The sequence below is a fragment of the Pseudomonas sp. PDM28 genome, assembly GCF_019219115.1.
GTDB lineage: Bacteria > Pseudomonadota > Gammaproteobacteria > Pseudomonadales > Pseudomonadaceae > Aquipseudomonas > Aquipseudomonas laurylsulfatiphila.
This window is the reverse complement of record NZ_JAHUWG010000002.1, coordinates 675,204-688,586: the sequence shown is the minus strand read 5'-3', so window position 1 is coordinate 688,586 and position 13,383 is coordinate 675,204. Positions and strand designations below refer to the sequence as shown.

The following is a 13,383-nucleotide window of genomic DNA, read 5'->3' as shown; positions in this document are numbered from 1 at the left end:
GAATGTAGGAGCGAGCTTGCTCGCGATGAACACAAGGGCGATGCGTGCATGCAGAATGCCCGCGTCATCGTTAACGTCCATCGCGAGCAAGCTCGCTCCTACAGGGATTGAGGCGGGCCAGGTTTGCCCGAAACGCCACCGGGCAGCATACGGGTGCCGGTCGGGCGTTTCGCCGCTACAATGCACGCCTCGACCGTGAAAAGCCTGACTAAAAAAACTATGTCTTTGCCCAAACATCACCTGGAATTGCTCAGCCCTGCCCGCGATGTCGCCATCGCCCGCGAGGCTATCCTGCATGGTGCCGATGCCGTGTACATCGGCGGCCCGAGCTTCGGTGCCCGCCACAACGCCTGCAACGAGGTGAGCGAGATTGCCGAACTGGTGGAATTCGCCCGTCGTTATCACGCGCGGATCTTCACCACCATCAACACGATCCTGCACGACAACGAACTGGAGCCGGCCCGCCAGCTGATCCACCAGTTGTACGACGCCGGCGTCGATGCGCTGATCGTCCAGGATCTGGGGGTGATGGAGCTGGACATCCCGCCGATCGAACTGCACGCCAGTACCCAGACGGACATCCGCACCCTGGAGCGGGCGAAGTTCCTCGATCAGGCCGGTTTCTCGCAACTGGTGCTGGCCCGCGAGCTGAACCTCAAGGAAATCCGCGCCATCGCCGACGAAACCGACGCGGCCATCGAGTTCTTTATCCATGGCGCGTTGTGCGTGGCGTTTTCCGGCCAGTGCAACATTTCCCACGCGCAGACCGGGCGCAGCGCCAACCGTGGCGACTGCTCCCAGGCTTGCCGCCTGCCGTACACCCTCAAGGATGAAAAGGGTGGCGTGATCGCTTACGAAAAGCACCTGCTGTCGATGAAGGACAACAACCAGAGCGCCAACATCCGCGCGCTGGTCGAGGCGGGCGTGCGCTCGTTCAAGATCGAGGGCCGCTACAAGGATATGGGCTATGTGAAGAACATCACGGCCTACTATCGCCAGCGTCTCGACGACGTCCTCGAAGACCGCCCGGACCTGGCCCGCGCTTCCAGCGGCCGCACCGCGCACTTCTTCCTGCCTGACCCGGAAAAAACCTTCCACCGTGGCAGCACCGATTACTTCGTCACTGACCGCAAGATCGATATCGGCGCCTTTGACTCGCCGACCTTCACCGGTCTGCCGGTAGGTGTGGTCGAGAAGGTCGCCAAGCGTGACATGCAGGTCGTGACGCACGAACCGCTGTCCAACGGTGACGGCCTCAACGTGCTGGTCAAGCGTGAAGTGGTGGGTTTCCGCGCCAACATCGCCGAACCCAAAGGCGAATTCGAGGAAGACGGCGAGAAGCGTTATCGCTATCGCGTCGAGCCCAACGAGATGCCGGAGGGGATGTACAAGCTGCGCCCCAACCATCCGCTGAATCGCAATCTCGATCACAACTGGCAGCAGGCGCTGCAACGGACCTCGGCCGAGCGTCGCATCGCCCTGAGCTGGGTCGCTCGCCTGCGTGAAGAACAGCTGGAGCTGACCGCGACCAGCGAGGAGGGCATCAGCGCCAGCGTCACGCTGGCCGGCCCGTTCGGCGCGGCCAACAAGCCGGAGCAGGCGCTGGAGCAATTGCAGGATCTGCTCGGCCAGCTGGGGACCACCCAGTACCACGCGATCGACATCAAGCTGGATGCGCCGCAGGCGTACTTCATCCCGAACTCGCAGCTCAAAGCCTTGCGCCGCGAAGTGATAGAGGCTTTGACCCAGGCGCGGGTCGCCGCCCACCCGCGCGGCAGCCGTAAAGCCGAAACCACACCGCCGCCGGTGTACCCGGAGTCGCACCTGACGTTCCTGGCCAACGTGTACAACCAGAAGGCTCGCGACTTCTATCACCGCCATGGGGTCAAGCTGATCGACGCAGCCTACGAGGCCCACGAGGAAGCCGGCGAAGTGCCGGTGATGATCACCAAGCACTGCCTGCGTTTCTCCTTCAACCTGTGCCCGAAACAGGCCAAGGGCGTGACCGGCGTGCGCACCAAGGTCGCGCCGATGCAGCTGATTCACGGCGATGAAGTGCTGACGCTGAAGTTCGATTGCAAACCATGCGAAATGCACATTATCGGCAAGATGAAGGGCCACATCCTCAACCTGCCGCAACCGGGCAGCGTGGTTGGTCACATCAGCCCCGAAGATCTGCTCAAGACCATCCCCCGCGCACCGCACTGAGTGACCGGCGAGCGCGCCGCAACGGCGCGCTCACCTGTTGTTCAAAATCCCGTGTAATTGAAGTAGACGACTGCCACGGCAACCGCGAGGCCAAAGGCTGCCAGGGCTTTTGCCTGTGCGCTGGCCTGAAATTCACTCGACGCCTGCTCAAGGGGATGCGCGTACGCGGTGGGGTCCTGGCGGCGCTGCCGCATGGCCCGATAGCTGTAGCGCAAGCCGATCAGCAGGGACATGGCGATCAGGCCGAGGATCAGCCTGCGTATCGCCGGTCTTCCAGTGGCGGCCAGGCTGCCCTCGTGTTCACAGGCCGGACTCCCGAACTCCACCACGGAAACCGGCTGGTAGGCCGCCGGGGACTGCTTTGCATCTTGCAGCGCCGCCATCTGCTCCAGATCCAGTGCCTGATACTTCCACAGTGTCGACGATCCTTCCCGGCAGAAAGTGAACGCAACGGGGCTCGAGGCGCCAATGACGCACGCGTCACTGATGCCGATTTTTTTCAGGGTTTCGGTCGCAGACCGTGTGAAGTCCAGTTCGAGGACAGGAATGACGCCGTTGGCAGACACCGCGACCGACACCAGCAGGCCCGCCATGGCGCAGAGGGTTGATAGTTTCAAAGTTTGGGCGTCCTCGTTTGTAGTTATTTTTGTTTTAAACGCGGAGTCTGGTTACAGCCTGTTCTTGCTGGAGTCTAGACGCTGGCGACAGACCCGCAGCGGCAGTCGTTGCTATCCACAGGTCTCGAGGACGGCTTTTTCAGCTCGTTTGAATTCCTGTTTGATGTCGGTGGGGATGCGTTGCTTTTTGAGTTCCTGGCCGAGGAAGGGTTGATCGCTGCGGGAGTGGACTTCGGCGTCTTCGGCCGTTATCTGTGCTTCGATGGCGGCGGCGTGTTTGTCGATGACGGCATTGACCTCGGCTTCGTTCCTGGCCGTATCAAGTGCCAGGACCAACTGGCCGGCCTCGGCTTTTTCGGCCTCGGCATAGGCTTCGACCGTCAACCCGGAGGCCAGGGCCCGCGCCTGGGTTTCCAGGCCGTTGAGATGCTCCCGGGCGGCCCTGCAGACCGCTTCCTGTCGCTGGCTCTCGATGTGTTCCCAGGTGTTCAGTCCATAAATCGCGGCCCCGACCACCAGGATGGTTGCAAAAGTGCCCATCAGTTTGCCTTTCACATTTTGCGCCCTCAAATGGTAAAGGAGGGGTGTTGAGCAAACGATTTCCGATTCCATCCCCTAAAGGAAAAGCGTAGCAGACGTGATCGGGCCGAATGTGCGCCGAGCACTTCCCCGGGACTTGGCTGAACACTAAGCGTCTGTTTTAAAAAACAAATTGTTTTATTGGGGCTTCCCATACAAGGCAAAAGTTGGTAAATTGCCGCCCACTCTTGCACAGGCCCTCAGGGAGCCTGTCACGCAAGCCGGCAGCAGCGCTTGTTGCCACTCAGGAAAGCGAGTGCCTGGCACTCATCGCAACAGATACAGGGGCGTCGCCAAGCGGTAAGGCAGCAGGTTTTGATCCTGCCATGCGTTGGTTCGAATCCAGCCGCCCCTGCCATTTTTTCTTCTTGCTCAATCAGAAAATACTCGACCGACGGTTGTTATTCGTCGATTCGCCGGTTTTTTGCGCTCGTTTTTCATGTTCCGGATGTTCCCTCGCAAACCCGCGTGCAGCCAAGGCTCGCGCAAGGTCTTTGTGCGCGAGCCTCTAGCGAAAGCGCTCCGGGATGGCCTCGGCAAACGGATACCAGGCAAACCAGGGCCTTGCCTCGTCGATCACCCGCTTGACCGCGGGCCTTTCGGTCAACCTGTCGAAATAAGCGCTCAGGTGGCGCTGATCGTCGGCAAAGGGGACGAGGGTGCTGGCGTAGAGCAGCGCCGGGGCGGCGGCGCAATCGGCCATGCTGAATGCCGGGCTGGCCACCCAGGTTTTTGCCGCCAGTTGCCGTTCAAGCAGGCCGTATGCCGTTGTCAGCGCGGCGCGCTCGCGGGTCAGGTCGCCGTTGGCGGCGTTCAGGCGGTCAGCGACGATCTTCTGCATCGGCACCTGTACGTGGAGGTCGAAAAAGCGATCCCACAGCCGCACTTCCAGGGCGGCTTCCCAATCGTGCGGAATCAGGTGCGCCTGGCCGGCATGGAGCCGGTCCAGATATTCAATGATCACACTCGACTCCGGCACATTCTTTTGCCGGGTGTGATCGCGAAGCACCGGGAACTTGCCGATCGGCCACAGCGCTTGAAGTTCGGCCCGATCGGCGTCGTTGCCCAGGTCGATAACCCTTTTTTCAAACTCGATGTCCAGTTCATAGAGGGCGATCAGTGCTTTGTGGCAGAACGACGAGAGCGGGTGGAAATAAAGAGTCAGTGACATCCTTCCATTCCTCGGTGAGATGCAAACCGCTTCATTATCCGTCGCCATCGGCCAATGCGCGAGGCGCGCCATCATGATGTGCGGTGCGGGCTGTTCGGGTTAGAGTGCAGATCCTGGCCTGAATATCAGGCATGCCACGTTCAGGGTCATACCGCCATGCACCAGATCGGACTCATTGTTTATCCCGGTTTTCAGGTTCTCGGGCTGGCCATGTGTGCCGCCTTCGAATTGGCCAACAGTGCCGGTGACGAGCCGTTGTACCGCATTGCCTTGTTGTCCGAGCCGGGTGGCCTGGTGCAAACGTCCGCCGGTTTTGCTGTGCAGACCGAAGCGTTTGACCAGCGCGCGTTCGATACGCTGCTGGTCCTGGGCGACAACCTGATCCGCCCGACCACTGCGGGCATGCTGGCGTTTTTGCGCCGCGCCAGTCAGGGCACTCGACGCCTGGGCTCGATTTGCACGGGGGCGATTGCCTTGGCGGAGGCCGGTTTGCTTGATGGTCGGCGGGCGACCACCCACTGGGCGCATGTGCCGGCCTTTCGCAAGGCGTACCCGAACGTGAAGGTCGAGGAGGACCGGATCTTCGTCAATGATGGTCATCTGTGGACGGCGGCGGGCATGAGCGCGTGCGTGGACCTGGCGTTGGCGCTGGTGGAGCAGGACCTGGGCGCCGACCTTGCACGCAAGGTGGCCCGGCAATTGGTGGTGTACCACCGGCGTTCCGGCGGACAGTCGCAGTTTTCAGTGATGCTGGAACTGGCCCCCAAGACCGATCGGATTCAGGCGGCGCTGAACTACGCCCGGCAGAATCTAAAGTCCGCGCTGTCGGTCGAGGAGCTGGCCAGCGCGGCCAATCTCAGCCCCCGGCAATTCAGCCGGGTGTTTCATGCCGAAACCGGCCAGTCTCCGGCCAAGGCCATCGAACGCCTGCGGGTCGAGTCGGCCCGGTTGATGATGGAAACCGGCCGGCACTCCATTGATGTGGTGGCGACGGACACGGGGTTTGGTGACCGGGAGCGGATGCGTCGTGCTTTCATTCGTGCCTTCGGGCAGCCGCCGCAGGTGATTCAGCGCGCCAGTCGGGATTGATTTGTTGATGTCCTGAAAAGTGGTGTATACGACATTCAAGACTTAATATTATAAGCGTAATCTTGATCTCGTTGAAACCCGTCCCTCAGTGAGATCACCGCCATGACCATTGTCAAAGCCGCCGCCGTACAAATCAGTCCCGTTCTTTACAGCCGTGAAGGCACCGTCGACAAAGTGGTGCAGAAAATTCTCGAACTCGGCGAACAGGGCGTGCAATTTGCCGTGTTCCCGGAAACCGTCGTGCCGTACTACCCGTACTTTTCCTTCGTACAGTCGCCGTTCGAAATGGCCGCCGAGCACCTCAAGCTGCTGGACCAGGCTGTCACCGTGCCTTCGCCGGCCACCGATGCCATCGGCGCGGCAGCCAGGCAAGCGGGCATGGTCGTGTCCATCGGCGTCAACGAGCGTGATGGCGGCACGCTGTACAACACGCAGTTGCTGTTCGATGCCGACGGCTCGCTGATCCAGCGTCGCCGCAAGATCTCCCCGACCTACCATGAACGCATGATCTGGGGCATGGGCGACGGTTCCGGTCTGCGGGCCGTCGACAGCGCGGCAGGGCGCATCGGGCAACTGGCCTGCTGGGAGCATTTCAACCCGCTGGCCCGTTATGCCTTGATGGCCGATGGCGAACAGATCCATGCGGCGATGTACCCGGGGTCGTTTGCAGGTCCCCTGTTTGCCTCGCAAATGGAAGTCAGCATTCGCCAGCATGCCCTGGAGGCCGCGTGCTTTGTGGTCAATTCCACGGCATGGCTGTACCCCGAGCAACAGGCGCAGATCATGGCGGATACCGGCTGCGCCATCGGCCCGATCTCCGGCGGCTGCTATACCGCGATCATCAGCCCGGATGGCTCGGTGCTGGGTTCGTTGCAGGAAGGTGAGGGCGAGGTGATCGCCGACCTCGACATGGGCCTGATCGACAAGCGCAAACGCATGATGGATTCCCGCGGCCACTACAGTCGCCCGGAACTGCTGAGCCTGCTGATTGACCGTACACCGCACGCCCATGTGCATGAACGCAATGCGCATCTGACGCTGGCCGAACAGACCGGGATGGAAGAAGTGATGGGGTAGGTTGTTCAGGCAATTGCGGGGAACACCGATACCTGTAGGAGCGAGCTTGCTCGCGATGGAGGTCAACGATGACGCGGGGAGCCTGACACCCCGCGGTGCTCTCAGGTTTTTCGCGAGCAGGCTCGCCCCTACAGATATTTCGTGATCTGTGTGTCCCGGTGAAGTCCCCTTTTTTCAGCGACGCCAGAAGTAACGCGCCAGCAGTGCGTCGAGGCTGAGCTTGCCGGCACCGGACAGCAACAGCGGAGTGAGGGTCACAAGGTAGATCAAGGGCAGCTTGAAGTTGCCGTAACCCTTGTTGCTGATGGCGTAACCTTGGGCAAGTTCACTCAGGGTGTGCCAGTCGGCAGGCCAATGCACGGCGGCGGTGGCGACGAGGGTCACCACCATCAGGCTCAACGCCGAGAAGCGTGTTCCAAGGCCTACCAGCAAGGTCAAGGCGAAGATCAGTTCGGCCCACATCGACAGTTCCCAGTTCAGCGTCGCCGGAAGGTGGTCGAACGGAAACGGGAAGCGCTCCTGGATATCGGCGAACCAGTTCTGGCCGTGGAATTTTTCCAGGCCCGACTCGAGGAATTCCCAGGCAAGGAACACTCGCAGCGCCAGGGGCGCAAACCAGTTGCCGGCGCGGTCGAGGTTCAGGTTCAGGCCTTTGACGGCCGAGGAAATGGAGGTGTTCATGGACGATGATCTCCTTCAGGTCGGGGAGGCGGGGCAAGGGCAAGCCCCGTGAGTTGAGTGCTTTGATCGGCCAGGCCAATCGACCGGCGTATTTCATCAACGGGGTGTATCTGCGGTGTGTCGTTGGGGTGGGGTTTTGCGTGTGGGGTGTGTCCGGGGCGGGGCTGTACACACTGAGATACGTAAGCGCACAACCCGTGTGGGAGCGGGCTTGCTCGCGAAGGCGGTGTGTCAGTCGACATCAATTCTGACTGTCCTGCCGCTATCGCGAGCAAGCTCGCTCCCACAGTGGATGTTGGTCGTGGGCTGGATTTGGTCGACGCCAAATAAATGGGGAGCGAGCTTGCTCGCGATAGCGGAGTGTCAGGCGCTATTGATGTTGGATGGAATGGCCTCTTCGCGAGCAGGCTCGCTCCCACAGGGAAATTGCTATACATTTTCCGGCCGCCCCCTGCATGGTGAAACCGCTTCATGTCTCTCGCGCTCGAACGTCTAGTCGCTGGTACGCCCATCCCTTTCGCCGGCAATCGTGTCACTGTCGTCAGCCCCGAACTGGCGCAACGCTTCCAGCCCGGTGATCACCTGCTGGTGGAGCAGGTCAGCGGCGAGTTGTTGTTAATCCCCGTGGCGGACCAGCAAGCGGCCAACGTCGCGATCGAGCGCGCCCAAGCGGCGTTTACCGCGCTGTCGGCGGTGTCCGATCAAGCGATCAGCGCCTTCTTCGACCTGTTTGCCCAACGCCTGGAAACCCCGGAATGCTGGACCTTGATCGAGGCCGCCAACCTGGCCGACATCGAGCGGGCCAAGGCGCGCGGTCGCTCGACCACCCGGTTGCTGGCCGATGAGCGCATGCGTCGCGACATGATCGCCGGCCTGCGCGCGTGGCGTGATGCGGCGGCCAGTCGGGGCAAGGTGATCAGCTGCGTCGAGCACGATGGCTGGAAAGTCGAGCAAGTGGTCTCGCCGTTGGGCATTGTCGCGTTCGTCTTCGAAGGCCGGCCGAATGTGTTTGCCGATGCGGCCGGTGTGTTGCGCACTGGCAACACCGCCGTGCTGCGCATCGGCAGCGATGCGTTGGGCACCGCCCAGGCGATCGTTACCCATGCACTGAACCCTGCATTGAGCGACGCCGGCTTGCCGGCCGGTGCGGTGTCGCTGGTGGAAAGCGTCAACCACGCCGCCGGTTGGGCGATGTTCGCTGACCGGCGCCTGTCACTGGCGGTAGCCCGTGGTTCGGGGCGCGCCGTCAGCCAGTTGGGCAGCATCGCGCAGCAGGCCGGCACGGCGGTCAGCCTGCACGGCACCGGTGGCGCCTGGCTGATCGCCACCGCCGATGCCGACGCCCAGCGCTTTGCTGCAGTGGTGCGCAACTCCCTGGACCGCAAAGTCTGCAACACCCTGAACGTCTGCCTGATCCACCGCGACCGCGCCGCTGAACTGGTGCCGCTGTTCCTCGACGCACTCAAGCAGGCCGGCACCGCGCGGGGGCAGGGCTGCAAGCTGCACATCGTCGAAGGCAGCGAGTCGCATCTGCCGCAAGACTGGCTGGCTGCCACGGTGGAGGTGTACCGCGCCGAGGGCTATCAGACCGAAGCCCAGGCCGAGCCGTTGCCGGAAGATCAATTGGGCCGCGAATGGGAGTGGGAAGAAACCCCGGAAGTCAGCCTGAAAATCGTCGACGACCTGGACAGTGCCATCGCCTTGTTCAATCGCTACAGCCCGCAGTTCACCGTGTCCTTGATCAGTGAAAGTGCCGAGGCCCAGGAGCGTTTCTACAACGCGGTCAACGCGCCTTTTGTCGGCAATGGCATCACCCGTTGGGTCGACGGCCAGTACGCGTTGAACAAGCCGGAACTGGGCCTTTCGAACTGGGAGAGTGGGCGCCTGTTTGCGCGCAGCGCGATTCTCTCGGGTGATGGCGTGTTCACCATCCGTAGCCGCATGACCCAGATCGATCTGGGCGTCAAACGCTGAGGCAGCGGAACCAGTGACCGCTGCAAGGGCGGTCACTTTTTTCAACAACCGGTGGTTCCGGTCAAGCGGCTTTGATCGCCTTGGCCGATACCGCACAAGTGCCCGGATGCTCGACCAGCGACACAAAGCTGCGACTGTCGGCATCCAGCGCGTCGATCGAGCCGGTCTCGATGTCGTACACCCAGCCATGCAGGTTCAACAGGCCTTTTTCCTGGGCCAGTCGCACGCTCGGGTGCGTCTGGATGTTGGCCAATTGGGCGATGACATTCTCCCGCACCATCGAACTGACCTTGGCCGCTTCACTGGCGTGTGGCCGGGCTTCGTTGATCACTTTCGCCGACTCGGCGTGTTGCAGCCAGCCGCTGACGGCGGGCAGGTGATCCATGCAGGTGCACTTGGCCACCGCGGTCATGGCGCCGCAGTCCGAATGACCGCAGATCACGATGTCGGTGACGCCGAGCACCGCGACGGCGTATTCGACCGTGGCCGATACGCCACCGGGGTGCGGGCTATAGGACGGCACGATGTTGCCGGCGTTGCGGATCACGAACAGTTCACCGGGCTCTTGCTGGGTCAACAGTTCCGGCACGACACGACTGTCGGAGCAGGTGATGAACAGCGTGCCTGGATGCTGGGTGGTGGCCAGGTGTTTGAACAGGTCGGTGCGTTGCGGAAAGGCTTCTTTCTGGAACTTCAGGAAACCGTCGATGAGCGCTTTCATGATCGCGTCCTCATGGGTGGGCAGGGTTCGGCCCGCACGGTGCGTGCGGGCCGGTATCAACTTAGAAAGGACGCAGCGGCAGGAACTTGCCGTCGAGGGTGATGACGGCGCGGGAGCCGCCTTCCGGATCTTCGACTTTCTTCATGTCGAGCTTGAAGTTGATCGCGCTGATGATGCCGTCGCCGAACTGCTCATGAACCAGGGCTTTGAGGGTGGTGCCGTAGATCTGGATCATTTCGTAGAAGCGGTAGATGGTCGGGTCGGTCGGCACACCCGAGAGGCTGCCGCGCAGCGGGATGATCTGCAATCGGGCCACGGCGTCGGCGTCCAGTTCGAGTTTGTCGCCGACCACTTTGGCGGCGCTTTCCGGCAGCGGGTGTTGACCGAGCAGGGCGGCGGTGACGTAGGCCAGGCTCAAGCCGGTGCCATCGGCGAGGTCCTGCCACGACAGGTTCTTGCGCGCCTTGGCATCAAGGACAGCAGTGGTCAGGGCCAGGCTTGGGTCGTTGTAGGCGTGGGACTGTTGCATGGTGATTCTCCTATCGGGAGTGGCATTGCTTGGGTGTGGGGCCATCTTCTGCCGATCCATCCATAGCGTCCAAGACCGATATACAATGCAATGCATAAGCACTGCCTATAGATGGAGAGTCCGATGTTGCTTCGCCATTTGCGTTACCTGCTGGCGGTGGCCGACCAGGGCGGTTTCACGCGCGCCGCCGAAGTGCTGCATGTGTCCCAGCCGACCTTGTCGCAGCAGATCCGCCAACTGGAGGAATCACTGGGTGTGAGCCTGTTCGACCGCACCTCGCGCACGGTCAGGCCCACCGATGCCGGCCAGGCTTACATTGAATGCGCGCGGCGGGTACTGGTGGAGCTGGAGGCGGGCAAGCGTGCGTTGCATGACGTTAAGGATTTGTCCCGTGGCACTTTGCGCCTGGCCATGACACCGACCTTCATGGCTTATCTGGTAGGGCCGCTGGTGCGCGACTACGTGGCGCGCTACCCGAACATCCACCTGGAGATTTTCGAGTTGTCGATGGACGAAATCGAGGCCGGGTTGGCGGATGATTCGCTGGACGTCGCGATTGCGTTTGATCAGGTGCGCAGCGCCGAGATCGAATCGATCCCGGCGTTTACCGAAACCCTGGGGCTGATGGTCGGATGCGATCATCCGCTTTACGAGCATCAGGACGCGTTGTCCGCGCAAGAGGTGGCTCAACTTGAGTTTGCGCTGTTGACCCCGGACTACATCACCCGCACCTGCATCGATGAGTATTTTGCAGAGGCACGCATCACGCCCAAAGTGGTGATTGAAGTGAACTCGGTCAACACGCTGCTGGAAGTCATCCGGCATTCCGCCATCGCCACCATCCTGCCGGAACCCATCGCCACGCAGGATCGGGCACTGCACAAATTGTCCATGCTGGGAGCCGCGCCTGAACGCGGGGCTGCGTTATTGCGGCGCAAGAACAACTACCACAGTGCGGCGTCGGTGGCGTTTGTGGAGCTGGTGTTGGGGACCGGTTTTTCATAACCACTACAAAACCCTGTGGGAGCGGGCTTGCTCCGGGCGGCGTTCCGACGAAGGCGGTGTATCAGTTGACATAGTGTTATCTGGCACACCGCCTTCGCGAGCAAGCCCGCTCCCACATTTGAACTGTGGTGAGTCGGAATTTCCAGCATAAAAAAAGGCCTGCTCCTTATTGGGAGCAGGCCCTGTTTTTCAATAAGTCAGTGACGACTCATTCAATTAGTAGAACCGGTCAATCACCCGAACTTCGTTCTGATTCTGCATCGAGGCCCAGGCCTGTTTCAGGGTTTGCAGAACATTACCGATGAAGTCCTTGTCGGCCGCGGCCTTCTTGCCAACATAGCCCTGGCCGCGACGGTACATCTTCAGTCGGGCCAGCAGGTTCTGGTTGTTCTGGTCGAACTCTGCTTCGTGGGCGTGCGGCGACAGGCAGTCGATATGAACCTGGCCACACTTGCTGATCCAGAGAATATGGCTGTCGTGGCTGTCTTTCTTTGCAGCGAACATACGAGCCAGTTCATCGATAGTTGGTTGATTGTTCAGATTCATCATAAAGCCCCTTGACCAATTGGTGATCTTTCAAAGTTGATTCGCTAATACAGGTAGCCCATCGGTTAGTTGATCCCTGGCACCGAAACCAGGACGTCAGCGTTCGACCGCCTTATCGGGCGGGGTCCTGCGTCTGTTGCATGTAGTCTTGTTGAATAACTGCTACGCAATAGCGTCACAACGAAGAGAAGCGGCGAAAACCTTAAGGCCACTGCCGACATTTTCAGGGTCGGCCACAAGCATCATGAGGATTGCTCGCCAAGACTTCTCGCCCTTGTACTGGACGTTCAGGCCAGGTCAGCTTCTTCAATCTGCCTTGTGGGCAGCGTGTATCCGGGAAAAACAGCTCGGCGGTCAGACGAGCTTGCTCAAACGTGTTGCCTGTACTCCCGATCGGGGAGACGTCTGCATCATGCAAGGGCAAAACGGAGGCGTCAACGGTTTTGTAGTGATTATTTTCAGTCACTACATATTGTCGGACAAAGCTGTTCGGAATTAGCGGGGGGAGACGAGGGTGTGTCGATCAGGACGACAAAGGCGGACACTCAAAGCGGTAAAAAGTGCAGGGATGACCGTCTACCACCTGCTGATGCAAGTTGAGCCCGCCAACGCCGAGCCCCGGCATCACGGTGGCCCAGAACAGGCGCGCCGGCTGATTCGCCTCGAGATGGAAAATCTGCCATTGACCGGGTAATTGGCTCAAGAGGGTGGAAACGACAAATCGCGCGACACCCCGGCCACGAAAGCGTCGACTGACAAACAGATAACCGATGTTGTAGTCGGCACCGGGGAGATGAGTCCGGTTATCCACGGTCACGAAGCCGGCCAGTTCCCCGTCGACCTTGATCAGATAAGGGCGGGTGGCCGGGTGTCGCCAATACTCCGGCATGGGCAGGATGTTAAAGAATCCGGATTCACCCAGCTTTAGCGGTAGCCATTCGCTGAAGTCGTAGGTGTAGAACTGCATCAGGTTTTCGATGGTTTCCAGTTCGTCGCGTTGGGCGGCGTGCAGTTCTATTGAAGACATACGTAGTGGCTCCTGACCGGTCAAGGGACACCATAGATTATGGCCGGCGTCGCACGATCCGTGGCGAGGGAGCTTGCTCCCGTTGGACCGGTCCGCGTTCGGGCGCAGCAGGCCCATTCATTTTGTTAGGGAATGGGGCCGCTCTGCGGCCCAACGGGA

General features: G+C 60.8%; 13 protein-coding genes and 1 tRNA gene. 6 read left to right on the top strand and 8 right to left on the bottom strand.

Features of this window, described 5'->3' with window-relative positions; genetic code table 11:
• Positions 1-219: 219 nt before the first annotated feature.
• Positions 220-2,208, top strand: coding sequence for a U32 family peptidase (locus KW841_RS06230; protein ID WP_218474503.1), 1,989 nt, complete (start codon positions 220-222; stop codon positions 2,206-2,208).
• A 41-nt stretch (positions 2,209-2,249) separates the two neighbouring features.
• Here KW841_RS06230 and KW841_RS06225 read toward each other — a convergent pair whose 3' ends face one another.
• Positions 2,250-2,825 carry a hypothetical protein gene (locus KW841_RS06225; RefSeq protein ID WP_218474501.1) on the bottom strand — a complete coding sequence of 192 codons (576 nt, stop codon included), beginning with the start codon at positions 2,823-2,825 and terminating at the stop codon, positions 2,250-2,252.
• A 111-nt stretch (positions 2,826-2,936) separates the two neighbouring features.
• Complete coding sequence (locus KW841_RS06220) at positions 2,937-3,365, bottom strand: hypothetical protein (protein WP_007980517.1); 429 nt, start codon at positions 3,363-3,365, stop codon at positions 2,937-2,939.
• A 322-nt stretch (positions 3,366-3,687) separates the two neighbouring features.
• Here KW841_RS06220 and KW841_RS06215 point away from each other — a divergent pair.
• Positions 3,688-3,762 (top strand) — tRNA-Gln (locus tag KW841_RS06215).
• A gap of 150 nt (positions 3,763-3,912) precedes the next feature.
• Here the strand turns inward: KW841_RS06215 and KW841_RS06210 are convergent.
• A complete protein-coding gene (locus KW841_RS06210; RefSeq protein ID WP_218474593.1) occupies positions 3,913-4,575 on the bottom strand; it encodes a glutathione S-transferase family protein in 663 nt (220 codons plus the stop codon).
• 156 nt (positions 4,576-4,731) lie between these two features.
• Here KW841_RS06210 and KW841_RS06205 point away from each other — a divergent pair, with 156 nt between their 5' ends.
• Together KW841_RS06205 and KW841_RS06200 are read left to right on the top strand one after the other, a co-directional pair.
• Positions 4,732-5,664 carry a GlxA family transcriptional regulator gene (locus tag KW841_RS06205; RefSeq protein WP_218474499.1) on the top strand — a complete coding sequence of 311 codons (933 nt, stop codon included), beginning with the start codon at positions 4,732-4,734 and terminating at the stop codon, positions 5,662-5,664.
• Positions 5,665-5,766: 102 nt separating this feature from the next.
• Positions 5,767-6,741 (top strand): carbon-nitrogen hydrolase family protein, encoded by a 975-nt coding sequence (locus KW841_RS06200; RefSeq protein ID WP_218474497.1) that lies wholly within the window; start codon positions 5,767-5,769, stop codon positions 6,739-6,741.
• A gap of 174 nt (positions 6,742-6,915) precedes the next feature.
• On the opposite strand, the gene KW841_RS06195 is transcribed toward KW841_RS06200, so the two are convergent.
• Entirely contained in the window at positions 6,916-7,422 is a 507-nt protein-coding gene (locus KW841_RS06195; RefSeq protein WP_218474495.1) for a DoxX family protein, read from the bottom strand.
• Positions 7,423-7,893: 471 nt separating this feature from the next.
• Between KW841_RS06195 and KW841_RS06190 the strand changes: the two genes are divergently transcribed.
• Positions 7,894-9,396: an aldehyde dehydrogenase family protein gene (locus tag KW841_RS06190; RefSeq protein WP_218474493.1), complete on the top strand. Its 1,503-nt coding sequence runs from the start codon at positions 7,894-7,896 to the stop codon at positions 9,394-9,396.
• A gap of 61 nt (positions 9,397-9,457) precedes the next feature.
• Here the strand turns inward: KW841_RS06190 and KW841_RS06185 are convergent, their stop codons facing one another.
• Both KW841_RS06185 and cynS read right to left on the bottom strand, forming a co-directional pair.
• Positions 9,458-10,117 (bottom strand): carbonic anhydrase, encoded by a 660-nt coding sequence (locus tag KW841_RS06185; RefSeq protein ID WP_095967594.1) that lies wholly within the window; start codon positions 10,115-10,117, stop codon positions 9,458-9,460.
• Positions 10,118-10,178: 61 nt separating this feature from the next.
• The gene (cynS, locus tag KW841_RS06180) at positions 10,179-10,646 is read right to left on the bottom strand and encodes a cyanase (protein ID WP_218474491.1); all 468 of its coding nucleotides are present in this window, start codon (positions 10,644-10,646) and stop codon (positions 10,179-10,181) included.
• Between the two features lie 123 nt (positions 10,647-10,769).
• Between cynS and cynR the strand changes: the two genes are divergently transcribed.
• Positions 10,770-11,651 (top strand): transcriptional regulator CynR, encoded by an 882-nt coding sequence (gene cynR / locus KW841_RS06175; protein WP_218474489.1) that lies wholly within the window; start codon positions 10,770-10,772, stop codon positions 11,649-11,651.
• Between the two features lie 216 nt (positions 11,652-11,867).
• Here cynR and KW841_RS06170 read toward each other — a convergent pair whose 3' ends face one another.
• Positions 11,868-12,197: a hypothetical protein gene (locus KW841_RS06170; protein ID WP_043302583.1), complete on the bottom strand. Its 330-nt coding sequence runs from the start codon at positions 12,195-12,197 to the stop codon at positions 11,868-11,870.
• A gap of 523 nt (positions 12,198-12,720) precedes the next feature.
• A complete protein-coding gene (locus tag KW841_RS06165) occupies positions 12,721-13,224 on the bottom strand; it encodes a GNAT family N-acetyltransferase (RefSeq protein WP_218474486.1) in 504 nt (167 codons plus the stop codon).
• Between the last annotated feature and the right edge of the window lie 159 nt (positions 13,225-13,383).

Bases quoted from the DNA above. Each gene is read 5' to 3' on its own strand.
- KW841_RS06230 (WP_218474503.1), top strand. From the start codon at position 220: ATGTCTTTGCCCAAACATCACCTGGAATTGCTCAGCCCTGCCCGCGAT.
- KW841_RS06220 (WP_007980517.1), bottom strand. From the start codon at position 3,365: ATGGGCACTTTTGCAACCATCCTGGTGGTCGGGGCCGCGATTTATGGA.
- KW841_RS06210 (WP_218474593.1), bottom strand. From the start codon at position 4,575: ATGTCACTGACTCTTTATTTCCACCCGCTCTCGTCGTTCTGCCACAAA.
- KW841_RS06205 (WP_218474499.1), top strand. From the start codon at position 4,732: ATGCACCAGATCGGACTCATTGTTTATCCCGGTTTTCAGGTTCTCGGG.
- KW841_RS06200 (WP_218474497.1), top strand. From the start codon at position 5,767: ATGACCATTGTCAAAGCCGCCGCCGTACAAATCAGTCCCGTTCTTTAC.
- KW841_RS06195 (WP_218474495.1), bottom strand. From the start codon at position 7,422: ATGAACACCTCCATTTCCTCGGCCGTCAAAGGCCTGAACCTGAACCTC.
- KW841_RS06190 (WP_218474493.1), top strand. From the start codon at position 7,894: ATGTCTCTCGCGCTCGAACGTCTAGTCGCTGGTACGCCCATCCCTTTC.
- KW841_RS06185 (WP_095967594.1), bottom strand. From the start codon at position 10,117: ATGAAAGCGCTCATCGACGGTTTCCTGAAGTTCCAGAAAGAAGCCTTT.
- cynS (WP_218474491.1), bottom strand. From the start codon at position 10,646: ATGCAACAGTCCCACGCCTACAACGACCCAAGCCTGGCCCTGACCACT.
- cynR (WP_218474489.1), top strand. From the start codon at position 10,770: ATGTTGCTTCGCCATTTGCGTTACCTGCTGGCGGTGGCCGACCAGGGC.
- KW841_RS06170 (WP_043302583.1), bottom strand. From the start codon at position 12,197: ATGAATCTGAACAATCAACCAACTATCGATGAACTGGCTCGTATGTTC.
- KW841_RS06165 (WP_218474486.1), bottom strand. From the start codon at position 13,224: ATGTCTTCAATAGAACTGCACGCCGCCCAACGCGACGAACTGGAAACC.